Origin of the sequence: Rhodococcus sp. BH5, assembly GCF_027583855.1 — a bacterium.
Taxonomy (GTDB): domain Bacteria; phylum Actinomycetota; class Actinomycetes; order Mycobacteriales; family Mycobacteriaceae; genus Rhodococcus_F; species Rhodococcus_F qingshengii.
Map to the genome: position 1 here is coordinate 24,070 of NZ_JAJHVW010000001.1, position 23,854 is coordinate 47,923.

The 23,854-nt window shown below is 61.8% G+C and carries 23 protein-coding genes and 1 riboswitch; of the genes, 16 read left to right on the forward strand and 7 right to left on the reverse strand.

Annotated elements, in window-relative coordinates:
- Positions 1-42: 42 nt before the first annotated feature.
- The 3 genes from RhoBH5_RS00140 to RhoBH5_RS00150 all read right to left on the reverse strand — a co-directional run bounded on the left by RhoBH5_RS00140 (position 43) and on the right by RhoBH5_RS00150 (position 3,591).
- Positions 43-1,575: an ABC transporter substrate-binding protein gene (locus tag RhoBH5_RS00140; protein ID WP_270007835.1), complete on the reverse strand. Its 1,533-nt coding sequence runs from the start codon at positions 1,573-1,575 to the stop codon at positions 43-45.
- A gap of 130 nt (positions 1,576-1,705) precedes the next feature.
- Positions 1,706-2,680 carry an oligopeptide/dipeptide ABC transporter ATP-binding protein gene (locus tag RhoBH5_RS00145; protein WP_021333513.1) on the reverse strand — a complete coding sequence of 325 codons (975 nt, stop codon included), beginning with the start codon at positions 2,678-2,680 and terminating at the stop codon, positions 1,706-1,708.
- Positions 2,680-3,591: an ABC transporter ATP-binding protein gene (locus RhoBH5_RS00150; protein ID WP_270007836.1), complete on the reverse strand. Its 912-nt coding sequence runs from the start codon at positions 3,589-3,591 to the stop codon at positions 2,680-2,682. The genes RhoBH5_RS00145 and RhoBH5_RS00150 overlap by 1 nt, the downstream gene beginning before the upstream one ends.
- A gap of 275 nt (positions 3,592-3,866) precedes the next feature.
- On the opposite strand from RhoBH5_RS00150, the gene RhoBH5_RS00155 reads away from it, so the two are divergent.
- Positions 3,867-4,424 carry a QsdR family transcriptional regulator gene (locus RhoBH5_RS00155; RefSeq protein ID WP_021333511.1) on the forward strand — a complete coding sequence of 186 codons (558 nt, stop codon included), beginning with the start codon at positions 3,867-3,869 and terminating at the stop codon, positions 4,422-4,424.
- An 85-nt stretch (positions 4,425-4,509) separates the two neighbouring features.
- Here RhoBH5_RS00155 and RhoBH5_RS00160 read toward each other — a convergent pair whose 3' ends face one another.
- Both RhoBH5_RS00160 and RhoBH5_RS00165 read right to left on the reverse strand, forming a co-directional pair.
- Positions 4,510-5,331, reverse strand: coding sequence for a class II glutamine amidotransferase (locus tag RhoBH5_RS00160; RefSeq protein WP_031331541.1), 822 nt, complete (start codon positions 5,329-5,331; stop codon positions 4,510-4,512).
- Positions 5,332-5,352: 21 nt separating this feature from the next.
- Positions 5,353-5,796, reverse strand: coding sequence for a DUF7144 family membrane protein (locus RhoBH5_RS00165; RefSeq protein ID WP_042451026.1), 444 nt, complete (start codon positions 5,794-5,796; stop codon positions 5,353-5,355).
- 343 nt (positions 5,797-6,139) lie between these two features.
- On the opposite strand from RhoBH5_RS00165, the gene RhoBH5_RS00170 reads away from it, so the two are divergent.
- From RhoBH5_RS00170 to RhoBH5_RS00190, 5 genes are all read left to right on the forward strand, one after another.
- Complete coding sequence (locus RhoBH5_RS00170; RefSeq protein ID WP_050656165.1) at positions 6,140-6,868, forward strand: hypothetical protein; 729 nt, start codon at positions 6,140-6,142, stop codon at positions 6,866-6,868.
- The gene (locus tag RhoBH5_RS00175) at positions 6,865-7,479 is read left to right on the forward strand and encodes a class F sortase (RefSeq protein WP_235808411.1); all 615 of its coding nucleotides are present in this window, start codon (positions 6,865-6,867) and stop codon (positions 7,477-7,479) included. The genes RhoBH5_RS00170 and RhoBH5_RS00175 overlap by 4 nt, the downstream gene beginning before the upstream one ends.
- A 93-nt stretch (positions 7,480-7,572) precedes the next feature.
- Complete coding sequence (gene thiD / locus RhoBH5_RS00180; protein ID WP_003946192.1) at positions 7,573-8,373, forward strand: bifunctional hydroxymethylpyrimidine kinase/phosphomethylpyrimidine kinase; 801 nt, start codon at positions 7,573-7,575, stop codon at positions 8,371-8,373.
- A gap of 48 nt (positions 8,374-8,421) precedes the next feature.
- Entirely contained in the window at positions 8,422-10,905 is a 2,484-nt protein-coding gene (pepN, locus tag RhoBH5_RS00185; RefSeq protein WP_270007837.1) for an aminopeptidase N, read from the forward strand.
- Between the two features lie 65 nt (positions 10,906-10,970).
- A complete protein-coding gene (locus tag RhoBH5_RS00190; RefSeq protein WP_050656167.1) occupies positions 10,971-12,260 on the forward strand; it encodes an alpha/beta hydrolase in 1,290 nt (429 codons plus the stop codon).
- Here the strand turns inward: RhoBH5_RS00190 and RhoBH5_RS00195 are convergent.
- Entirely contained in the window at positions 12,222-14,489 is a 2,268-nt protein-coding gene (locus RhoBH5_RS00195; RefSeq protein WP_050656168.1) for a DUF2254 family protein, read from the reverse strand. The genes RhoBH5_RS00190 and RhoBH5_RS00195 overlap by 39 nt on opposite strands.
- A gap of 4 nt (positions 14,490-14,493) precedes the next feature.
- On the reverse strand, positions 14,494-16,629 hold the full coding sequence (locus tag RhoBH5_RS00200) for a bifunctional lysylphosphatidylglycerol flippase/synthetase MprF (protein WP_270007838.1): 2,136 nt from the start codon (positions 16,627-16,629) through the stop codon (positions 14,494-14,496).
- Between the two features lie 139 nt (positions 16,630-16,768).
- Between RhoBH5_RS00200 and RhoBH5_RS00205 the strand changes: the two genes are divergently transcribed.
- The 10 genes from RhoBH5_RS00205 to RhoBH5_RS00250 all read left to right on the forward strand — a co-directional run bounded on the left by RhoBH5_RS00205 (position 16,769) and on the right by RhoBH5_RS00250 (position 23,452).
- Positions 16,769-17,383, forward strand: a complete 615-nt coding sequence (locus tag RhoBH5_RS00205; RefSeq protein ID WP_003946186.1) for an NUDIX hydrolase — start codon at positions 16,769-16,771, stop codon at positions 17,381-17,383.
- Positions 17,384-17,492: 109 nt separating this feature from the next.
- Positions 17,493-18,092, forward strand: a complete 600-nt coding sequence (locus RhoBH5_RS00210; protein ID WP_030537518.1) for a CDP-alcohol phosphatidyltransferase family protein — start codon at positions 17,493-17,495, stop codon at positions 18,090-18,092.
- Positions 18,089-18,955, forward strand: a complete 867-nt coding sequence (locus RhoBH5_RS00215) for a DUF881 domain-containing protein (protein WP_003946177.1) — start codon at positions 18,089-18,091, stop codon at positions 18,953-18,955. Before RhoBH5_RS00210 ends, RhoBH5_RS00215 begins: the two co-directional genes overlap by 4 nt.
- Positions 18,956-18,968: 13 nt before the next feature.
- Complete coding sequence (locus RhoBH5_RS00220) at positions 18,969-19,319, forward strand: small basic family protein (RefSeq protein WP_003946178.1); 351 nt, start codon at positions 18,969-18,971, stop codon at positions 19,317-19,319.
- A gap of 3 nt (positions 19,320-19,322) precedes the next feature.
- Positions 19,323-20,105 (forward strand): DUF881 domain-containing protein, encoded by a 783-nt coding sequence (locus RhoBH5_RS00225; protein WP_270007839.1) that lies wholly within the window; start codon positions 19,323-19,325, stop codon positions 20,103-20,105.
- A gap of 45 nt (positions 20,106-20,150) precedes the next feature.
- Complete coding sequence (gene gcvH / locus RhoBH5_RS00230) at positions 20,151-20,555, forward strand: glycine cleavage system protein GcvH (protein ID WP_003946160.1); 405 nt, start codon at positions 20,151-20,153, stop codon at positions 20,553-20,555.
- Between the two features lie 211 nt (positions 20,556-20,766).
- Positions 20,767-21,261: a glycogen accumulation regulator GarA gene (gene garA, locus RhoBH5_RS00235; protein ID WP_003946166.1), complete on the forward strand. Its 495-nt coding sequence runs from the start codon at positions 20,767-20,769 to the stop codon at positions 21,259-21,261.
- Entirely contained in the window at positions 21,261-21,998 is a 738-nt protein-coding gene (gene ftsR / locus RhoBH5_RS00240; protein ID WP_003946161.1) for a transcriptional regulator FtsR, read from the forward strand. The genes garA and ftsR overlap by 1 nt, the downstream gene beginning before the upstream one ends.
- 93 nt (positions 21,999-22,091) lie before the next feature.
- Entirely contained in the window at positions 22,092-22,565 is a 474-nt protein-coding gene (locus RhoBH5_RS00245) for a bifunctional nuclease family protein (RefSeq protein ID WP_003946194.1), read from the forward strand.
- A 332-nt stretch (positions 22,566-22,897) separates the two neighbouring features.
- On the forward strand, positions 22,898-23,452 hold the full coding sequence (locus RhoBH5_RS00250; RefSeq protein WP_021344354.1) for a MerR family transcriptional regulator: 555 nt from the start codon (positions 22,898-22,900) through the stop codon (positions 23,450-23,452).
- Positions 23,453-23,672: 220 nt separating this feature from the next.
- Positions 23,673-23,801: riboswitch (glycine riboswitch) on the forward strand.
- Positions 23,802-23,854: the final 53 nt, after the last annotated feature.

Consider the following 23,854-nt stretch of genomic DNA (forward strand, 5'->3'; position numbering starts at 1 on the left):
GCTCGGGGGCCAACGAATTCTCTTGCGATACAACGGTCGTCGTCATGACTTCGAGAGGTACGTCAGATTGGGGGAGCCGTTCAGTGCAGGAACGGCCCCGTGGACGTTCTTCGTGTAGGCGACCACGTCGGGAGTGAAGTACAACGGTACGTACTCAGCGGACTTGATCACGACTTGATTGATCTGTTTGACGATGTCGAGCTGAGCGGTTTCGTCATACGTGTTGTTCAGCAGTGCGATCAGCTTCTCCAACTCCTCGTTGGGGACGGAATTCTGCCGGAAGTACGATCGCGAACCCAGAGAGGCTTCGAAATTGAGCGGTGCGGATGCTCGCGTGGGCCATCCCACGCTGAAGACGTCCGCGCTGTTGTGTGCGACGAACTCCGTAATCGCCTGAGGTCCACTCATTTCGACGAAGTCGACCTTGATGCCGACTTTCTCCCATTGTTCTCCGACAAGGACCGCGTTGGTCGAGTACGGCGGTAGGTTGCCTGCTAGTCCGCGCACGGTGACCCCATTCGGATACCCCGCCTCCGCTAGCAGCGATTTGGCCTTCTCCGGGTCGTACGGCCATGCATCTTCGGTTTCCTCGTCGTAGAACTGCGAACCGGGAGGATATTGACCGAACGCCGCAGTTCCTTCCGAGCTGTCCAGCGCGGCTCGCGCAATTGCCTTGCGGTCGAGCGCATACTGCATCGCCAGACGAACCCGGACGTCGTTAACCACAGGGTTCTTGTTGTTGATCACGACGAGCGCAACTCCGAGTCTCGGGTCGTGACTGACGTTCAGGTTGGGATTCCGTTCGAGGATCGGAGCACTCGACGGTGTGAGCCCGTATGCAAAATCCGCAGCGTTCGATGTCAGGGCAATTGTCAGCGCTGTGGGATTGGAGATCACCTGGATCTGGATCTTGGCGAGCTGGGGGCTGGGTGGACCTGCCGGTTTGTAATCGTCGAATCGACTGAATGTGTATGAACTGTTCGGGACTGCGCTGGTGAATGTGTACGGCCCTGCGCCTACAGGCTTGTTGGCGAAGTCTGCCCCTGCTGCTGCCAGCGCAGTGGGGGAGACCACCATTCCCAATCTGCCGTTGAGCCAGCCTGGTAAACCGGAGGTAGGTGAACTCAACGAGATCGTGACGTGATCTGGGGACGTTGCTTCGATGCTCTTGATCGTCGGGACGGAAACGATTCCGAGACTCAAGCAGTGTTCCATGCTTGCCTTGACGGCTGCTGCATCGACAGCTGTACCGTCGTGGAAGGTCAAGCCGTTCTGCAACGTCATCTCGAACGTCAGGTTGTCCGGTCCGGAGAAGCCCCACTCGCTGGCGATTCCGGGCCGCAACTTCTGGGTGGCAGGTTCCGCATCGATCAGTGGTGCATACATCAACTGTAAGTAGTCGATGTCGTATCCGATGTTTCCCGCACACGGGTCGAGCGAGGCGGGCACGTGCGATGTCGCGACCTTGAGTTCGGCGTTCGGATCGGCAGGTCCGGTATCGCCGGCGGTACCGGTGGCGCTGCTCGAACAGCCGCTGAGCACAAGAGCAGAAAGTGCAAACGCAGCTACCAGCACACGTGGGCCACTTTTCCCATGATTCTGGAAGCGTGTGATCGGATATCGGGATCGCAAAGACAGACGCGGATTCATATGGTGGACTTTCGCTTTGGTCTTCTCGGAAGGGGGAGACTGACGCGGCACGCATTTACTGCGGCGGGTTGGAGATTCCGGTCGATGTGGCCGGGGACGATAGATGGCAGGCGGAGCTGTGTGCGGAATTCGAGGCCGCGCGAAGTGACGGCGCTTCCGACGCACAGCGATCCATCGCAAACGGGCAGCGGGTGCGGAATCGACAACCCGAGGGTGGATTCCGTGGGTCGGGTAACTCGCCCCGCACCAATGCTTTCCGACGACTGCGCCGCTCGAGTTCGATGTGCGGGGCCGCGGCGAGAAGCGCCTGCGTGTAGGGGTGCGATGGAGTCCTCAGGACCGTGGCAACCGGTCCGATCTCGACGATTCGGCCGAGGTACATCACCGCGACGCGATCGGCGATCCGTGCCACCGAACCCAAATCGTGCGAAATGAAGATGTACGTGAGGTCATGTTCTTCTCGGAGATCGGCAAGAAGTTGCAACACCTCTTCCTGAAGCGAAACATCCAGGGAGGCAACAGGTTCGTCGCAGAGAATCAGTGGCGCCTTGGAGGCAAGTGCACGAGCGATGGTCACGCGTTGGCGTTGGCCACCGGAGAGCTGGGTCGGGAGGCGGTCGGCAAGCTCAGCGCCGAGACCGACCCGACGCAACAGCTCGACGGCTTTCGGCCGCAAGGACTGTGGGATGCGCAGACGCCCTGGCGCCATCGGCTCGGCTACGCAAGCCCATGAGGCCATCCGATTGTTCAAGGCCGACGTAGGGTTTTGAAAAATGAGATGGGAAGATCCACCCTTGCCGAACGCCGGGTCGTCGAGATTCATAGTGATGGAGCCTGCGGCCGTAGCCACCAGACCCGCGAGAGCGTGAGCCGTCGAGGATTTTCCCGATCCTGATTCACCGATTATCGCAAGGGTTTCGCCCCTCTGTACGGAGAAGCTGACGTCGTCGACCGCGCGAAGAGCTTTGCGTCCGCGTCCGTACTCGACTGCCAGATTCCTAACGTCGACGATGACGTCGGTGTTGCTCATCAGCTCACCAGTCCGAGCAACTCGAGTTCGTCGCTGCGGTGACATCTTGTTGCCGATTCCGGTGATCCGATCAGAAGTGGATGATCGGATATGCAGAGCTCCTCGGAGTAGTTGCACCGGGCGACGTATCGGCAACCCACGCCGTCAGCAGGGGCTTTGGTGGTGAAATCGCCTCGCGCCTTGGGTGATTGGGAGGAGACTTCTTCGAATGTCGAGCGTGCCGCCTCGAGAAGGCTGAACGTGTAGGGATGCGCGGGCCGCCGAAGCAGCACGTCTCGTGGCGCGACGTCGACGATCTCGCCGCGAAACATGGTGATGACTCGATCCGCGACCTCGGCGACAACCGCGAGGTCGTGACTGATCAACAACACGGCAAGATCGCGCTGTTCGGCCAGTTCTCGAAGGAGATCGACAATCTGAGCTTGGATGGTGACGTCGAGCGCTGTTGTCGGTTCGTCCGCGATCAGCAACTTCGGACCGCATGCCAGGGCCATCGCGATCATCACCCGCTGACACATCCCGCCGGAAAGCTCGTACCCGAACGACTTCAAGGTTCTGCTCGGGTCGGCCAGTCCGACCTGGTGGAGAAGATCTGTAGCCACGTCCTCCGCATCGACTTTCGTGATGTCGCGGTGGGCCTTCAACACATCGACGATCTGGCGACCGATGCTGACGGAGGGGTTGAGAGCCGAACTCGGGTCCTGGAAGACCATACTGACGTCGCGACCGCGTATTTTCCTCAACTTGGCGGCGGGCAGACCCACAAGTTCCTGTCCTTCCAAACGGATGCTTCCGCTGGTTGGTGCCGTACGGGGCAAGAGACCGAGCAGAGCGAGTCCGGTCAGTGTCTTTCCGCTCCCGCTCTCTCCTACGAGGCCGGTGATTTCGCCCGACCCCAACTCGAAGCTCACTCGGTCGAGGAGTCTGTTCGAAATCGTTTCTGTCCCAATGTCAACCGTGAGGTCTCGTACTTGCAGAAGTGGGCTCATCGTCGGGTCGTCCACGTGTGATCGTTCATCGCATTCCTCCGTAAACAACTGAACTGTTGTGACTGGAATCACGTACCGGGGAACCATAAACACTCACCTGCAACAAAGTCAATGAATGTTGCAACGATTGCCGTCGATGGCGCCGTCTGATCGCCTCCGGCTACCGACCAGCACGTCGTCAGCGATACATTCACTCCATGGCCGAGACACGTGACATCCGCGCGGAAGCGTTGAGTGCCGCCCGACGACAGTTCGCAGCCGGAAAACCGCTCGATGTGAACGCTTTGGCCACCGAGTTGGGGGTGGATCGGACCACCTTGTTCCGGCGTGCAGGGAATCGCGACACAATTACCGGTGACGTGCTCGATTCGCTGGCGCGCCGAACGTGGCGAATGGGCCTCGAGGAGTGCGGTGGAAGCGGAGCGTCAAGGGTTGTCGACGTCCTCACTTACCATGCACGGGCGACAATCGAGACCGAATTCTTCCGGACGTATTTGACTCGGGAACCGCAAAAGGCGTTGTGCATACTCACAACTGGACTGGGGCCGATTCAGGGCACGATGGTCGAATCCGTGCGAAGGCTGATCGAAGCTGAAATACCGGAGCAGATTCGGCCAGACCTGCCCGTCGAGGACATGGCATATCTGCTGGTTCGCGTGGGTGAGTCGTTCATCTACAACGATTTGCTCACTGGTGGCACTCCGGATACGGAGAAGGCTCGCTTGGCGTTCCGGCTCATCCTCTCGCGTGACTAGTGTGCCGAGTTTCCGTTTTCTCAGTTTTCGTGAAAGCGCTTCGAATGCAAGCTATTTCATAGCTATGCCTGGTTGTATGACCCAATCAGGCTGGTGGGATCGGCACAAAGCTCCGCATCTCGTCCCGTCCGGGCCGGATGACGCCTGCGGCGGATTCGGGAACCTCGTTCCAGGCGCCGGGAAGGTCACGTAGTGGCTCGGAGACGACGATTCGGGTCTCCTCACTCAGATGGTGCAGGGCATCCACCTCAGGATGGAGCTTGCGCAACGTGGAAATCTCGGTGGAGAAGAACAACGACCTCGACTGGTGCTCGCTGGAATAGCGAAAGATCCAGGTGGAGATGCCATCCGACGTGGCGACGGTCATCTGAACCGGATTGTCGATTCCCTGCGAGCGGGCCGTGTGCTCGACGAATCCGACGGCCCTCGCGACACCTTCGAACGGATCGTCGGTCAGGCCGAACGTCAGCGCGAGGAAGAACAAGGTTTCCGAGTCCGTCGATCCTTCGAGATCCGGAAAGAGCGACGGATCAATGGCAGTCACCAATTCCCGTTTCATGTCGTGGAATCCGTGTAGTGAACCGTTGTGCATCCACAACCATTGCCGGTGCCGGAACGGGTGACAGTTGCTGCGCTGCACTGCAGTTCCCGTCGAGGCGCGGATGTGAGCGAACAGCAGAGGGGTGCGCAATTGGGAGGTGACTTCGCGCAGGTTCGAGTCGTTCCACGCGGGTTCGATGCTCTTGAAAACTGCCGGTTGGGGGCCTTCCCCGTACCAGCCGATTCCGAAGCCGTCGCCATTTGTCGTCGTGGCCCCGAGTTGAGAATGCAGGCTCTGGTCGATCAGCGAGTGCTGTGGCCTGAACAGCAAGTCATGGGCCAGTATCGGCTCTCCGGAATACGCCATCCACCTACACATACTTTCAACTCAAGCAGATCGAGTCGGCGTTGACGGTGCATGCGTAGCGGCGTGCGTCGTCTGGGTGGGCTTCCATGTCGACACAGCCCAGATCACGACGATGTTCAGCGCGATGATGAGAGTCGACCACCAGGGGTAGTACGGCAGCCACAAGAAGTTCGCGATGATCGAGATCGCGCAGATCACCACTGCCGACACCCGCGCCCAGGCCGCTCCGGTGAACAGTGCAAGCCCGACGAGAGCGACGAGCGCGCCCAACACGAGATGGATCCAACCCCACGTCGTCAGGTCGAACTGATAGACGTAGTCGATCCCGACTACGAACACTTCGTTTTCGGCGACGGCAGCGAGTCCTTGGAAGAACTGCACGATGCCGACCGTCACCAAGATGACGGCTGCCCCGATCGATGTTCCTACCGCGAAACCCTGCTTGACTGATGTTGTATCCGACATGACGGTTTCCCTTGATTCGGTGGGGGGCGACCGGACACGTGCCCGGCACGCTCGTTGTAGTGATCGTTGTTCCACCGGCTGACCGCTATGAAACGGAAATACCTGTCCAATGCGGTGAGAAATCAGTGCGATCTGCTCCGATGTGCGGGCGAAATGTAACTTCTGACCCCTGTTGATCCGATGTACCCCTTGCCGGAACGCGTGTGCGGAGAAATTGCTCGTAACCGAAGTTCACAGAAAACAAGAGGAATTCGGCACGGAATTCGACCTATTTGTCCAGCTGTACTGGTATTTTGACTGAATTGACCGGAAGCTACGGTCCGCGGAAAAAGGTAGCGAGAGAATGACGATCTTCGGCAGGCGTACCGCGGGCATCACCGCGACGGCCTTCGTCTTGGCGACCGTTGTGTCGACAGCACTCCCCGCAGTGGGATCGGCTGCCCCCGTTTCGCTCACCCGCGCGTGCAACTCGGAAATCAACGAAAATTCGATGTCACTCGATCCGGCCGTGATCGACGGTTGGTACGACATCTCGACTGGATCGCCTGGAACGAAAATCAACTCGATCGAGGCGTGGCGGACAGTGCCGGGAGACATCCTCGAGTTTCGCGCATCGGTGACGATCAGAGCCCACGGAAGTCCCGTCCGAGGGACCCTTCGGATCGACGGCGCCGGCTTGACCGGAGATCAGGATTTGATCTCCAGAATGACGTTGACCCAAGATCTCGGCCGGTCAGGGTCAACGGTCACCGACGCTGACGACGGTTCGGTCATCCCCGTACGTGCCAAGCTCGCATTCGACGTCACAACTCCTGGACAAGTCGCGCAGAACCAGACGGTCAACCTCTCGGCAGTCAAGATTGTCTTGGCAGGCGACACCACCGATCCGGGAGGTGAGTGCCCCGGCCCCGGCCCCGGCGGCGGGGGGAATGGAAGCGGTGGCGGAAACGGCAGCGGTGGTGACGGTTCCGGTGGGAACGGTGGGGATTCCGGTGACGCACTTCCCGGTCGTGACGTCGGAAACCGAGTACCAATTTCCCAGATTCCGTCCGGCCCGACTTCTCGTCCGTGACAGCGGCACCTGGATCCACGGCCAGCCGAACGTGGGCCGCTGCAGTAGTGGCGACGATGCTCTTGATCGGCGGATGTTCCGACGACGGTGACTCGCCGACCCGCGTCCTCGCGACCGGCCAACAAGATTTGCCGCCAGAGATTCGCGCGGTGGTCGACGGTCCGGATGTCCCGACCACGCTGCGCACAGGCAACAGCACCGCTGACATCCTGCCGATCAAGACGACGACGGACGGCTCGCTCATTCCGCCCGAGGATGTCAGTGAGATCGGATGGTGGGCAGATTCGGCATTTCCCGGCTCCGGCGCGGGCACCGTGGTGATCACCGGACACATCAACGACATCTATCAGGGTGACGGTTTCGGAAAGAAGTTCTCGACACTGGAAATCGGCTCGGTCGTGACCGTGGCGGGCGCCGGGGGACAGACCTGGAACTACCGTATCGATGCGGTCGATCACTACGGCAAGGACGGAGAGCTGCCGGTCGAGCGATTGAACAGCCTCGACGGACCCGAAACCCTCGCGCTGATCACCTGCGGCGGCGAGTTCGTCGGTCCGCCGTTCGGATACGAGGACAACGACGTCGCGTGGGGAAGTCCGGTGCCCGCATAGCCGAAAACCAGACGTCGGAACGGTTGATAAACTGGGTCCCGCGTTCGTGGCCATCCACGCACGTTTCGAAAGTCCGAAGAAGGAGATTGTGCTGTGGTTGACCTCGCCTATGTCATCGCTGGGTCCGAAGCGACTGGCGGTGCCGGCCTGCAGGTCGACCTGAAGACGTTCCAGGCATTGGACGTCTACGGCGTAGCGACCACCACATGTATCGTCTCGTTCGATCCCAAGAACAACTGGGGTCATCGCTTCGTACCGATCGCTCCTGACGTGATCGCTGATCAGATCGAGGCTGCGACTGCGGCTCACGATCTGGACGTCGTCAAGATCGGCATGTTGGGCACGCCCGCCACCATCGAGGTTGTGGCAGAGGGCCTGCGTCGGCAGTCCTGGCGCCACGTCGTCCTCGACCCGGTCCTGATCTGCAAGGGCCAGGAGCCCGGCGCGGCTCTCGATACCGATACAGCACTTCGTGATTCGATCCTCCCGCTCGCCACAGTCGTCACACCCAACCTGTTCGAGGCACGCACCCTCGCCGGAATGGACAGCATCGAAAGCGTCGACGACCTCATCGAGGCCGCACGTCGTATCCACGACCTCGGACCCAAGTACGTGCTCGCAAAGGGCGGTGTCGAACTCGCCGGTGGCGACGCCGTCGACGTGTTGTTCGACGGGACCGACGTGACTGTTCTCTCCGCCCCCAAGGTCGGCGAAGAGCGCGTCTCGGGTGCCGGTTGCACGCTGGCCGCCGCAGTGACCGCGGAGCTGGCAAAAGGCGCCGACGTGGGAGAAGCCGTCGCTCTGGCAAAGAAGTTCGTCACGGCGGGCATCGAAGGCCGCGTCTCGGCACACACGCCGTTCGACACCGTCTGGCAGGGCGCGTTCAAGGGATAGGCGCACGGCGGCTCACATCGCCGCGCGCGGCCTGGCAGGATCGAGTGCGTGAGTACTGCGAACCTGAATCGAAGCGAAGTCGCCGAACGATCTCGAGCCATCTCCGTCGCCGGTTACCGGGTGGAGTTGGATCTGCGATCGGCGGTCGACTCCGCCGTGAAGACCTTTTCGACGGTCACGACAATTGATCTGACGTCCTCGGTGGAGTCCACGTGGCTCGATTTCATCGGTGCTGCAGTCGATTCCGTGGACGTCGACGGTGCGTCGATTCCGGTGGAGTACGACGGATCCCGGATCGGGCTGCGCGGACTCGGCGGATCGAACGTCGTTCGGGTGGCAGCTCACGGCCACTACAGCCGTTCCGGTGAAGGGCTGCACCGATTTGTCGACGACGCTGACGATCAGACGTATCTGTACACGCAATACGAGCCTGCCGATGCCAGGCGTGTTTTCGCCTGCTTCGAGCAGCCGGACCTCAAGGCGCCCTTCACATTCGAGGTGACAGCACCTGACGGCTGGGAAGTCCTGTCGAATCAGCCCGCGACCCAGACTCTCTCCGTGGACGGTGCACAACGCGTCACTTTCGCCCCGACGCTGCCGATCTCGACCTACATCACCGCGATCGCGGCCGGGCCGTATCACCGCGTGGCGTCGTCGTGGAGTCGCGGCGAACTCACTGTCGAGTTGGGTGCGCTGTGCCGGGCGTCGTTGGCTCCACACCTCGATGCGGACAACGTTTTCGACATCACCCGTCAGGGGTTGGACTTCTACGCCGAGTACTTCGACTATCCGTATCCGTTCGGCAAGTACGACCAGATCTTTGTCCCCGAGTACAACCTCGGCGCCATGGAGAACCCGGGACTGGTGACCTTCACCGAGGCATACGTGTTCCGCGGCTCCGCAACCGACGAGCAGCATCAGCGCCGCGCCAACACGATCCTGCACGAAATGGCGCACATGTGGTTCGGCGATCTCGTGACCATGGTCTGGTGGGACGACTTGTGGCTCAAGGAATCCTTCGCCGACTTCATAGGATCGCTGGTCAGCGCCGAAGCTACTCGCTTCACCGATGCCTGGGTAGCATTTGCCATCAAGCGAAAAGCGTGGGCGTACCTCCAAGATCAGCTGCCGACCACGCATCCTATCGTCGCCGACATCGTCGATCTCGAAGCTGCGAAGCTGAACTTCGACGGAATCACCTACGCCAAGGGCGCCAGTGTCCTCAAGCAACTCGTGGCGTTCGTCGGCGGTGACGCGTTCTTCGAAGCGGCACGACGGTACTTCAAGGCCCACGCCTTCGGGAACACCACGCTGGTTGATCTGCTCGACGTGCTCGCGGAGACTTCCGGACGTGATGTGCGCGAATGGGCCCGAATCTGGTTGCAGACCACCGGAGTGTCCACGCTGTCGCTCGACGGAACAGACCTGGTCCAGACGGACCCGAGGCCGCATCGGCTCGCAGTCGGAATCTACGACTACAACGAGTCCGGAGACCTTGTTCGCACCGAACGCGTCGAACTCGACATCACCGAATCACGCACGTCGGTCGACCTTCCGCCCGGAGCACTCACACTGCTCAACGACGAAGACCTCACCTACGCCAAGGTGCGATTGGACGCGGAATCTCTGTCCACTGTCGAGGCATCCCTGGACCGCGTGAGCGATCCGCTTGCGCGCGGGGTGATCTGGTCGTCGCTGTGGAACTCGGTGCGTGATGCGCAGCTCTCGGTGTTCCGGTACCTCGACATGGTGGAACGATTCGCTCCCGCGGAGACAGATCTTGCGATTCTCAGCTCGATCCTGACCGATGCCCAATACGCGGTTCTTCACTACGTTCCGAAAAGCTTGCGGCCCAATGTAAGTGCAGGCTGGTTGGAAACGACCTGGAAGGCGGTGTTCGAAGCCGAACCGGAGTCCGGAAGACAGCTGGCATGGGCACGGGCTCTGTCGGCCGCTGCAGCGGTCAACGATGCTCGCGCCGACGAGGTGCGGTCGATACTCGACGGCACCTGCCCGGGGCCGGTCGGACTGGCTCTCGATCCTGATCTGCGGTGGGCATTGTGGATCGCCCTGTCGGCGACCGGCCATGCGAGTGTGAGCGACTTCGACGGTGAGCTGAGCAAGGACAGCACGTCAGCGGGTCGAACGGCGTACGTCCGCGCCGCGGCGTCGATTCCCGATGCCGAGACCAAGGCGGCTGCCTGGGCGTCGGCGACCACTGACGGCTCACTCTCGAACGACCGCCTGGATGCGACGATCGCCGGATTCCGTTCGGGCACGGACCCGTCGTTGATCGAGGGATATGCGGCAGAGTACTTCTCGTCCCTGGGGAAGTGGTGGTCCGAACGCAGCATCGAGATCGCCCGACGGTTGGTGAACGGACTCTTCCCGGCAGCTGAAGACACCTCTGCTGTCGATTCCTGGATCCAGGCCAATGCGGAGGCGCCCGCGTCGCTGCGGAGGCTTGTTCTCGAGCGTCGGGATCACCTGGCCCGAGACCTACGTGCCCAGGCGTCGAACGCGGTGATCTGACGCCATCAGCTCCGAAATGTCCTGTTCTTGGATATTGTCTAAACAGGGCTGCGACGGGAGACGACGTGCACACGATCACGGATCTGTCGCTGGTCACGGGCCCGGTTCCGCCCGTGGTGACGGTGCTCGGAATTCTGGCACTTCTGTGGCTGATCTTCTCGAGATCGAGGCGTCACGTCCTGATCTCGATTCCGGTCTGCATCGTCGCGGCAATCGCGATCACTCTCGTGCTGTACTGGCTGATCGAGAAGGTGTGGCACCCGTTCCCCGATCCGATTGCCCGTCCGGTCTACGTGTGGATCGGGTTGGGCATTCTCGGCGTGCTGCTGGGTGTTTCGCGGGTATTTGCGGCGACGCGGATCGACGGTCGCGTGCTCACCGTGGTCTCCGTGCTCCTGGTGGTCGTGTCGAGCGCGGCTCACGTGAATCTGCAGTTCCAGTCGTATCCGACGTTGGGAACAGCGCTGGGACTCTCGGACGCGGAGAAGGTTTCACTCGCAGACCTGGACGACGGCAAGGACGGGGCGGTACCGGTTTCGCAATGGAAGGCTCCCACGGACATGCCGTCGGCGGGCAAGGTCAGCACGGTCACGATTGCGGGGACGGTCTCCGGATTCAGCGCCCGCGACGCCGAGATCTACCTACCGCCCGCGTATTTCACCAACCCACGACCGGAGTTGCCCGTGTTGGTCCTGCTAGCCGGCCAACCAGGCGCGCCCGAGGACTGGCTACAGGGCGGACGTCTCGTCCAGACCATGGACACCTACGCCGCTGCGCATTCGGGCTTGGCTCCCGTTGTCGTCGTTGCTGACGGGACCGGGTCGGAACTGGCGAATCCGCTCTGCGTCGATTCCCAACTCGGGAACGTCGCGACGTACCTTTCGCGCGATGTTCCCGACTGGGTGCGCGGGAACCTCCAGGTGGATCCCGACCCGAGGAAGTGGGCGATCGGGGGACTTTCCTACGGCGGCACCTGCGCGTTCCAGATGGCAACGAACTTCCCCGCGGTATATCCGACGTTCCTGGATCTGTCCGGTCAGATCGAACCCACACTCGGCGATCGCAAGCAGACGGTCGATGCAGCGTTCGGCGGCATTGACGCCGCGTTCGTGGCAGTGAATCCGCAGGATCTGCTCCGGGAGAAGAAGTTCCCCGACAGCGCCGGGGTGTTCGTGGTCGGCAAACAGGACAACGACTACCGCCCAGGTCTTCAAACGCTCTACGAAGCCGCAAAGGCCGCAGGGATGGACGTCCAGTACGCCGAGGTCGACGGAGGGCACAGCTTCCAGGTGTGGTCGGCTGGATTGGCGAGTCAATTAGGTTGGCTGGGAACGCGACTCGGTCTGCCCGGATGAACGATCGTCCGGAAGTTCCGAAGACCCGATGATCAGCGGGTGAATTCTTCCGGTCGCCCCGGCTTCGGAGCCCAATCCCTGCGGATCCGCCACACTCGCGAGCCGAAGGTCGAGTGCGCCGGTCCATTCTCGGGTCAATTGCGCATCGAGTGCGTCGACGCGCTCGAGTAGCGGAGGGTGCTGGTCCGGCGGGCAGGCTTCGAGCAAGGTCGCGAATACCGCGCGCAGACGACGCTGGACCTGCGCGGAATTGGTACTGAAGTGCCGGATCTCGTCGGTGGCGACGGACACGTAATCGGTCCAGGTGCGTTGCTGCCCTCGGATCAGCGTGAGATCCGAGGTTGACGTGTCGAAGCGGACCCGCGGGGCGAGAAGTACCAGAAGATCTTCGATGTGGTCGAGAGCCTGGACGGCTCGGCCCGGGTCGTTGATGGCGGGTGACAGTGCCTTGAGCGCGATGTCCACGATCGACTGAAGCGCTGCACCGGGGCTGACGACCGGGCTGTGCGTGTCACCGAAGATCAAGCACGACATCAAAGTGTCCGGGCGTACCTTCAGCGAGGGTCCGCGTACCTCGAAGAGGGGCGCGTTCTGGGCGACGAACTCGCCGATGCTGGGGACGACTTCGACCGAGACGTCCCAGCGGCCGGCCAACCGCTGCAGTCGTGCGAGGTCGATCGCCAGCAGAATCCGGCCGTCGGGTGAGAGGTGGCGCAGGCGAATCACCAGTGCGTCGGCGCTCTCGGAGTTCTCGGACTCGCGCGGTTGGGGTAGGGGGAGCGGCTGACTGGGTTTCGGTGCGCCAGAGGGCAGGTCCTCGTACAGCGGATAGGCACGAATCGTCGCGCTCCGGCCCTGGGCCGCTATCCAACGCAGCAACCGACTGGAATTGAGAATCGACCCGACCTTCGCCACCAACGCGATGAACAGGATCGCACTGGCCAATGCCAGAAGCAGTGCGATCGCCGTGGAGATGGTCGGTGAGGAATTCTCCGAATCGAGCGCCAGATCGAGCGCAATGATCAAGGAGAAGACGAACGTGGCCAGAAACATGCCGATCGACCACCGCATCACTCGCTGTTGCGCAAGCATCGGGACCACCCGCACCGAAATCTGCGAGGCGCCGAACTGCATTGCGAGGGTGATGGCGGTGAACACCAGACCGGTGAGAGTGATCATCCCGCCGGCGATGACGCTGAGCAGCGTCGCGGTGGCCCCGGCGTCGACGCCCTCGGAAATGGTACCGACGTCGCCGTCGCTGACCAGGTCTCCGTCGATCCCGACGAGGATGTTCGCGGTGACGACGGACAGGACGACGAGGATCACGGGGAGACGCCAGACGGGGACTGTTCGTAGTCGTCGGCGAGTTCGACGCCAGCGAATTCTGTCCGAGAGCCGCCGCGACAATCCGACCTTCGACGTGGGGGTTGTGGTGTCGACGACGGGGAGCGGTGGTGGGGGCGGGGGAGCGGAACCGAAACTTCCCGACACCGTTTCCTGCACGTAGATCTTCGCGTGGATCATCGGCTCGCGATAACGCTGTTCACGGGCCACTGCCCGGCTCATCTTCGCCGGCTTGTCGCGGTAACGCGAGCGCGCCCACGGCGCACCCGGGCGACTCAACCGAATTGCTCCGATCAACAGAAGTGGGGTGAAGAACAGCCCGATCAAGCCGGTCCAGAGTTTGCCCTTCATCAACGTGATCACGGCGAGTCCGAGTTGGATCACGATCGCGACGACAACGCCGATCAACGTCGCCAGGCTACGGTCCTCCTCGTACGGGTCGAACTCTCCCGCGAACCCGATCGGGTGGACCCCGAGAAGGAAAAGGAACGAGATCGCGATGGCAACGAACACTGCGTCGATGGACGAGCGACCTTCCTCGGCCCAGTAGACATCGCGCAGATGCAACACGAGTGCGTACTCGTCGAGGACCAACGCGCTGCCGATACCGAACACCGACGCGAGAACACAATTGGCGATCGGGGTGTGATAGTCGGCCAGAGCGATGAAGGCGAAGCCGGACACGAGCATCATCATCAAACCGAAAACCATGTGGTGGATGTGCATTCCACCGGGCGTGACATTGCCTGGCCACCACGAGACCTCGGCCCGGATCATCCGGACGCTGAAGCGGATGAACAGGAACGTCAGGACAAAGGCGAGTAGGAGGAAGAACAGCGGGAGCCTGCCGGTGTCGACGACCGTGTGCTCGAACCAGGACCGCACGGCGTCAACTCTTGCTGGTGGCGAGCTTGATCAGCTGAGGAGCCGTTGCGTCGGGCAGGTATGCACGCGTCAGTGCGATTCCGATCCGAGGCAGGTCGGCCTCGTCGCGGAAACACAGGAAAACGGGTTCGTACCTCGGCTTGAACTTCTTCTTGAACGCGTGAAGAGACCGGAAGCCGTACAGCGGTTCCATCGCGGCTCCGAGCATGTCCAGCAGGCGGTCCATCGATGCGGCGTCGGCGCCGTCGTCGCTGCGTGCGAGCGGTGCTCCGGACAGTGAGACGAATTGGGCACCTTGTTCTTTGAACTCGAGGGCCGACGATGCGATGAGGAACTCGACCACCGGACGGAACCCGTCGGGACGTCGACGCATGACATCGAGTGTCCAACCCTGAACCACGCCGCCTTCGCCGTACACCGGCAACCACGAGGTGACGCCGTGAATGCTTCCGGTCGGGTCGACGGCCAAGCCGACCCGGACGTCGCGGTCGAGCGCCTCCTCGACGCTTCCGAGGGTGAACCCCATCTCGGGTAGCCCCTTGTCGCCCACCCATTCCTCGGAGATGGCGCGCACCTGAGCCAATACGGAGAACGGCTCGTCGGCCAATGTTGTCATCCGGAAGGTGATGTCGTCCTTCTTGGCCTTGTTGAGCGCCGAGCGGATGTCCTGCCAGGATTTACCGGTGAACTGCAGTTCTGGTAGGTCGACGATCGTGTCTTCGGCGACCTGAACGGTGCGCCAGCCACGCCGGGTGGCGGCGTCGGCTGTCTCCTTCCCCACGGAGAACAAGCAGGGAGTGAGGCCGTTGGCTTCGGACATCGTCGTGAATTCGTCCACCGCTGCGGCGAGTCGGTCGGGGTTCGCTATCGGATCGGCCAGGACCACGACGACACCGACATGCCGTTGGAATGCAACGACGCTCTCACCCGACTCGCCGAAGTAGTAACTGTTGCCGTCCCACGTCGTCATCCACGACATGGTTCCGCCGCCGTGCCGTTTGAGCAGGTCCCGAGCGGCGGCGCGCGGATCGTTCCCGGACAACGGCCCGCCTCGAATCTTGCGCCGCATCGGTACGTGAAAAGCGTGGCGGCCCTTGATCAACAAGATGAGTTCGAGAAGCCAGAGCAGCGCGGTACCGACCGTGACGGCGCCGGCGCTCTCGTAGTCGAAGAAGATGACCGAAACGAGGACGAGGGCGGTGGCCAAAACCGTCAGTGAACCGAACACCACGGCAACCCACCAGGCCCAGCGGCGACCTCGTCGCAACTGGTCCGCGATCAGGGCAACGATGACCACGTCGATCAATGCCGTCCAGCCCGAACCGGTTTCGGCTTCCGTCGGCCCGAACGGTCCGCTTCCGGGGAACAGCCAGACGGCGATCTCGACCACGCCGATCAGGAGCAGGCCGATGAATCCGAGCAGGCGGATCTCGCGTCGCGTTCGGGGGATGAACCCGCGCTCTCCGTCGCCGAAGAACTTCTCGCCCACCGGCAGGAATATCGCGACCGCGATGAGGTGCTGCACGTCGGCGAGGCGGCCTTCGAAGAGGAACGCGATCGCAATGTACGCACACAGAATGGCGCGCACTCGCATTCGCCAGGGCGAGCGGAGTGTTGCTGTGGTCGCGGCGAGTGCGGCGATGATTGCGGTAGTCACGCCGACGTCGCGGTGGGTGGCGAGGTTGCGAGCCCAATCCCAGTCGGTGTGGCTGCCCGCCCAGAGGAGGAGCGATGCACCGAGTTCGCCCGCCAACTGACCGCTGATCGTGACGATGGCCGCGTTCTTGGTTCCCAGGCGCCATTCGCACCAGCCGACCGCGAAGGCAAAAACGACGATGATCGAAACATACTGACCCGGCGTCAATCCGAAGAACCACCCCGTGACGAGAGTCCACCACTTGCCTTCCTGCAAGGCAGGAACTCCGTAGGCGATGTCGGTGAACCACGAGTAGGTACGGACGTGATTCCACAGGGCGCCGGTCGCGATCCCGACGACGGTGATGGTGAGCACGACGCTCGCGGTGAACGGCACACGCCGCAGGACGCTCAGCGTGTCGGAAGCAAAGCGAGAGGCCCGATTCGACGCGCCCGGCGCGCTCTGGTCGGTCTGCGGGGTGGGGGTCTGGGACTGCTCAGCCATCGAGGTTCTCTTCTCGCCATGCCGCACGGTGGATTCTGCCTGTTCAGCATGACAGGAATACAGACCGATAATCAGGCGAAGCGGCCAAAATGGACCAGACTGGCTGAGGGTCTCAGTCTCGTGGCGCTACTGTCGAGCCATGGTGAACGGAGATTTACTGAATCGGGACCACGTGGTCGCCTCACTTGCCGCTTTCGAACCTCGGTCGGTCGAATTGGACGGAAGGCGCTCGGCGTCGGTGGTCATCGTCGTCATGCGGACTGCGGACGGAACACCAGTGTTCCCGGTGACGAAGCGGCCGAGCAAGATGCGCGCCCACCCCGGTCAATTCGCGTTGCCGGGCGGAAGCGTCGACCCGGGCGAGTCGTCCGAACAGGCAGCGGTTCGGGAACTTTCCGAGGAGCTGGGTGTCGACGTTCCCGAGTCGAAGATCATCGGCCGGCTCGACGACTACGTCACTCGTTCGGGATTCGTGATCCGGCCGTTCGTCATGTGGTCGGGCGAGGACATCGGGGGACTGGTACCCAATCCCGACGAGGTGGCCCAGGTGTATGCCGTCACGTCGGAGGAGCTCGACGTGGACTCGCGCTTCGTCACCATCGAGGAGTCACCGAACCCGGTGATCCAATGGCCGTTCCGAACGAGCCTGATCCATGCGCCGACCGGAGCCGTCATCTATCAGTTCCGCGAAGTGCTGAACGGACGGCACACGCGCATCGACAAGCTCGAGCAGCCGGTGTTCGCCTGGAGATAAGGGCAGCTCGACACGCTCGGGACAGTTCAGGCTACGGCGCCTCGGGGAATAGTCCGTCGTGCTGTGGAAAGCTGGCCGCACGGCAATCGAACGACGCGAGGTGTGTGCAGTGAACTCTGGCGAACAAGAACCGATCCCCACGGACCGGATTCTCACTGTTCCCAACGTGCTCAGTATCGTGCGTCTACTCGCTCTGCCACTGTTCGCCTACCTGCTGCTCGTCACGCACTCGGACGGCTGGGCATTGGCGCTGCTGATGCTCAGCGGGTTCACCGACTGGCTCGACGGCAAGCTGGCCAGAGTGCTCGGACAGACCTCGCGTCTGGGAGCGCTTCTCGACCCGCTGGTCGATCGTCTGTACGTCGTGACGACACTGGTCACCTTCGTCGCCCGCGATTTCATTCCCTGGTGGGTCGCAGCGATACTCATCGGCCGTGATCTTCTGCTTGCGTTGACGCTGCCGATCTACCGCAGGCGTGGCCTGCCACCGCCCGAGGTGGTTTATCTCGGCAAGGCTGCGACCTTCCTACTGATGTTCGCGCTGCCGTTGATTCTTGCCGGGCACGGAGACTGGGCCATCGGACCGTTCACCCATGCCTTCGGTTTCGCTTTCCTGATCTGGGGAACCGTCCTGTACGTGTGGACTGCCGCGATCTACGTGCTCAAGGCCGTTGACGTTGCGCGAACCCACGAGGTCGTGCCCCGATGAAGTCGACCGGGGAGGACGTCCGTCGTAACCCGGTACCGTCGCTGCTTCGGTCACTCATGACCGAACATCTCGACCCGGGCTACGAGGCAACTGCATTCGAACGCCAGCACGAGCACACCAAGAACAGATCCTCGAAGACGGGGCCGTGGCTGGCCCTCGGCGCACTGTTGATCGGGTTCATCGTCACGGTCTCGGCTGTTCAGGCGACGAAGCAGGTGACCGGCACCGAAGAGGTTCGAAGCGAGTTGGTGGCGAAGGTCCGTGATGCGGAGGATCGAATCGATTCACTGGCCGCGTCCCGCGATTCACTCGGCGGCGCCGTCGACGCCGCGCGCGGCGTGGCGCTCGAGGGCGATGCACGCGGCAGCGCCGTCCTCGACCAACTGCGAGCGGTCGAATCCGGCGCAGGAGCCGAAGCTGTTCACGGGGAGGGACTGGTGGTGACGTTGACCGACCCGGCCGGACGCCCGAACCTCTCGGATGCGTCGCAACGGAGTGTCGGCGGCAAGACCGTGGTTCTCGATCGCGATCTGCAGACCGTCGTAAACGCCCTGTGGGCTGGGGGAGCGGAGGCGATCGCCGTCGGCGGCGTGCGAATCGGGCCGACGGTGACCATCCGTCAGGCGGGCGGCGCGATGCTCGTCGACAACCAACCTGTTTTCTCCCCGTACCTCGTCGAGGCGATCGGAGACACGCGAGCACTGCAGCGGAAATTCGTCGTCAGCGACGCCTACGTGAGAATGTCTAGCGTCTCGCAACTGTACGGAGTCGGTTTCGCGGTGGCCGAAGACGATTCGTTGACTCTGCCGCCTGCGGCGCCTCGCGCCGTCCGAGTGGCAACAGAACCCACAGAACCCAAGTGACAGAAGGAGTTCGATGAAGGCCGGTTCCGCCCTGTACGGACTCGCAGCACTGGTCGTCGGCATCGTCCTGGGCGTAGTTTTCAGCCCGCAGGTGCCCGACGTGATCCAGCCCTATCTTCCGATCGCTGTCGTTGCGGCGCTCGACGCCGTCTTCGGTGGACTACGCGCGTATCTGGACGAAATCTTCGACGCGAAGGTGTTCGTGGTTTCCTTCGTCTTCAACGTGCTTGTCGCGTCGTTGATCGTCTGGCTCGGTGATCAGTTGGGTGTCGGTACTCAACTCTCGACGGCGATCGTCGTCGTGTTGGGTATCCGGATCTTCGGCAACGCAGCGGCATTGCGACGCCGACTGTTCGGAGCGTGAGTCATGGCGGAACATTCCACGACCGAACCGGAAGAAGAACCTCCCGTCACCACTGCGGGTGAAGGTCGTCACGAGTTGCGTTCACCGTCCAAACACCGCACCAACGTCGTCTTCGCAATCCTCGCTGCTGTGCTGTTGGGCGTGCTCGGCGTTGCGATTGCCACACAGGTACGCAGCACAGTGGCCGGAGATTCACTCGACGCCGCGCGCCCTGCCGACCTCCTGGTGGTTCTCGACAATTTGAATCGGCGCGAAGCCGCGCTGAGGCAGGAAGTCGCGAATCTTCAGGAATCGCTTGCCACTTTGGAAGCCGGTGGCAACACGGGAGCAGCGCTGGACGAGGCGCGGGCGCGGCTGACCTCACTCTCCATTCAAGTGGGGACCGCTCCGGCCACTGGACCGGGTGTGACGATGACCCTGACAGATCCGGCGGGCGGGGTCGGATCGGAAGTGATTCTCGATCTCATCCAGGAACTGCGTGCTGCCGGTGCCGAAGCCATCTCGATCGCAGGTGCGAACGGCGAACCCATTCGTATCGGCGTGAACTCGTGGGTGAGTGGGCGCGGCGGCGAGATCGAATTGGACGGAACCCGGATCGAGCAGCCGTACACTATGACCGCGATCGGAGATCCGCCGACATTGGCGGCAGCGTTGAACATTCCCGGAGGCGTCTTCGACAATGTCGCACGCAATGGCGGAACGTCGTCCGTCGAGCAATCGCAGCAGGTCACGATCTCCGTCTTGCGACAATTGAATCCGCGCCAATACGCTCAACCCGGAAATTGATCTTTTTGCGTCCGACTTTCGGACGGCCTGTGAAAGGAAGCCACTGTGAGTGAGCTCGATACACCTACCGATCTGCGCTACACCGCGGAGCACGAGTGGGTGAAGCGAACCGGCCCGACCTCAGTTCGAGTCGGTATCACCGACTTTGCTCAGTCGCAGCTCGGTGACGTCGTGTTCGTCCAGCTTCCCGCTGTCGACGAAGACGTGACCGCCGGTGAATCGCTCGGTGAGGTCGAGTCGACCAAGAGCGTCTCCGACATCTTTGCTCCGTTCACTGCGAAAGTTCTTGCAGCGAACGGTGAATTGGACGGACAGCCCGACCTCGTCAACACCGACCCGTACGACACGGGTTGGTTGGTCGAACTCGAGGTTGCCGACGAGGCCACACTCGACGCCGCACTCGCGGCAACTCTGGACGCGGAGGCATACAAGGGACTCACGTCCGAGTAGAAAACCTGCGCGTGGACCGGCCAACTCGTGTTGTGTCGCGGCCTGTCTCGCTGCACACGGCGGTCTGCGCAGGGTACGGTCGTTAGGTACGCATGTGCCGAGTCGGGGCGCAGGGCCGTATCGAACGTGACTGTGAAAGATGCTCGTGAAGAAAGTGCACTGCGTAGTCCAGTGATTCATGATCTGGATGATTGACCCAGGAGGAGAAACAGTGAGCGAGAACGGTAACGACGCGGGCTATGGGGAGTCGCCGGCGGAGACCACTTCGGTTTTCCGCGCGGACTTCCTCAATGAGCTCGACAACACCTCCTCTGCAGCACCGGCCGCCGAGCAGCCGGTTTCGGGCGTGGAAGGCCTTCCCGCCGGAGCCGCACTTCTGGTGGTCAAGCGGGGACCGAATGCAGGATCCCGCTTCTTGCTCGATCAGCCGACGACGTCGGCAGGTCGGCACCCGGACAGCGACATCTTCCTGGACGACGTGACCGTCAGCCGTCGTCACGCCGAGTTCCGTCAGGAAGATGCAGATTTCCACGTCGTCGACGTCGGAAGCCTCAACGGCACCTACGTCAACCGTGAGCCTGTCGATTCGGCAGTTCTCGCGAATGGTGACGAGGTTCAGATCGGCAAGTTCCGTCTGGTGTTCCTCACCGGCCCTCGTGCCGGCGGTTCGCAGGTCGGCGAGTCGTCAGCAGGTGCGGGTAGCTAATGACGGCAGTGCGGCAGCAGAGCCAGCCCGGAATGTCGATTGGTTCCGTGCTGGATCGGTTGCGTCCAGATTTTCCCGACGTGACGATTTCGAAGATCCGTTTCCTCGAGTCCGAGGGCTTGATCAGCCCGCAACGGACACCGTCGGGATACCGCAGATTCTCTGTCGAGGACTGCGAGCGTCTTCGCTTCGTGCTGACCGCTCAACGCGATCAGTACCTGCCGCTCAAAGTGATCAAAGAACAACTCGAAGCGATCGACAGTGGCGCAGCGACGGTGAGTGCAGAAGTTCCTGCGCCTCGTCGTGCTCGCGTCCTGTCGATCGCTACGGGCGATGTCTCACCCGAGGCGTTCCGGGTCGATCGCGAAGTTCGAGTCGGTCGTCAGGATCTTCTCGCGCGCGCCGACATCGACGATCGGTTTCTGACCGATCTGATCCGCACCGGTTTGGTCGTTCCCGGCGCGGCGGGCTTCTTCGACGAGGATGCCGTGACGTTGGCGCGCACCGCTAAGGCGATGTCCGAGTACGGCTTGGAGGTTCGCCATCTGCGCGCGTTCAAGTTGGCTGCTGATCGCGAAGCGGGACTGGTGACTCAGATCGCCGGACCGGTTGCCAAGGGTCGTGACGCCGGAGCACGTGATCGTGCCGAGGAAATGGTGCGGGAGCTGGCCGCTCTGTCACTGACTTTGCACACGTGTCTGGTCAAATCGGCAGTTCGGGGAAGTCTCGATCGCTGAGTTCCTCGATCAGCGGGGCACACTCGAATAGAATTTCAGTACGACCGCATCGGAGTCGGTCGGCTGGATCACGTCAGGTTGGAGGCAAGCTCGATGGGCGAAATGCGTGTGATCGGAGTTCGTGTCGAGCAGCCTCAGAATCAGCCGGTCCTGTTGCTGCGAGAGTCCGACGGCGATCGGTACCTGCCGATCTGGATCGGGCAAACCGAAGCTACCGCGATTGTTCTCGAACAACAGGGAGTCGAGCCGGCGCGGCCGCTGACTCACGACCTGATCAAGATCTTGATCGAATCTTTCGGTCGGAGCCTCAAGGAAGTTCGGATCGTGGACCTGCAAGAGGGCACTTTCTACGCGGATCTCGTCTTCGACGAGCAGACCACTGTCTCGGCACGTCCGTCGGACTCGATTGCATTGGCCCTGCGCATCGGCGTTCCGATCTTCGCGTCGGAGGCTGTTCTCGCCGAGGCCGGTCTGGTCATTCCCGACGAGCGCGAAGACGAGGTCGAGAAGTTCAAGGAATTCCTCGACACCATCTCGCCGGACGATTTCAAAGCCACTGATGGTTAGCCTGAATTGACTGGTTGCGGACTTTAGTCTTCAACTCTCAAGTAGAGGTTGAGTTTCGGTCGGCGTGTTGCGTTGACCATGCACCCTCCTGGACTTACCGTTGCGTGCGGTGGAGATCTTCTCGCCTTGTCGATCGAGGCGTACTCTGGGTAAGTCCACTCATGGAATTACCTGCCTTGGATTCACATCTGAAAGTTCGGTCGGCACGGGATTCTCGTGACTGCTGATAGCACAGGTTGGTTACATGATGGCGAAGCGAGAGGGAGACGGCAGTGGAAGAACAGTCGAATGAGCGCGGGACGGGCATAGCCGGTAGTGCCGCGACTGCAGAAATGTCTTCCGAAGAGCTGCAGCCGGGCTTGTTCCCGGACGATTCCATCCCCGACGACCTCGTCGGATATCGAGTACCCAGTGCGTGCCAGATCGCCGGGATCACGTACCGCCAACTCGACTACTGGGCACGGACGTCGTTGGTTGTTCCGTCGATCCGTGGCGCTGCCGGATCCGGAAGCCAACGTCTGTACTCCTTCAAGGACATTCTCGTTCTGAAGATCGTGAAGCGTCTGCTCGATACCGGCATCTCACTGCAGAACATCCGCGTTGCCGTCGATCACCTCCGTAAGCGTGGCGTCCGCGATCTTGCCAACATCACTCTGTTCTCCGACGGCACCACCGTGTACGAATGCACGTCCCCCGAAGAGGTCGTCGACCTCCTCCAGGGTGGGCAGGGCGTATTCGGCATCGCAGTCAGTGGCGCGATGCGTGAACTCACCGGAACGATCGCCGACTTCCCCGCCGAGCGGGCCGACGGCGGCGAAAGTGATCCCAACCCGGAAGACGAGTTGGCTTCGCGACGCAAGAATCGCGCCAGCCGCAAAACCGGATAACGTACGTCACATCTCTTTGGAGGATGCCACGGTGCAGGTAGGCGTTTCGGTCAACTAGACTGAGCCTGCGTCGCCGGCGTACGGGAGAGCCTCGGATACCGATTCACCGAACTTGTCTTTGTTTCAGTCTTTGTCTCAAAGGTCAGTCGTGAGCGGGATCAGGGCGCCGAAGGAGCAATACCTCCCCGTCAATCTCTCAGGCACCAAGGACCGTACGGGCTCCGACGCCTCTGGAAAGCGGTGGGACAACCCACCCGCCGACGGGGAAAGGCTGTGGCTTCCGCCTTCGGCGGATCACTACCGAATCTCTCAGGCGCTCGGGAATCGAGCATGCGACAGAGGGGGAGGAACACACCGCAGTTCGGTGTGTGTCCTGATCCTCCGATCTGTCTGGGAGTTGTC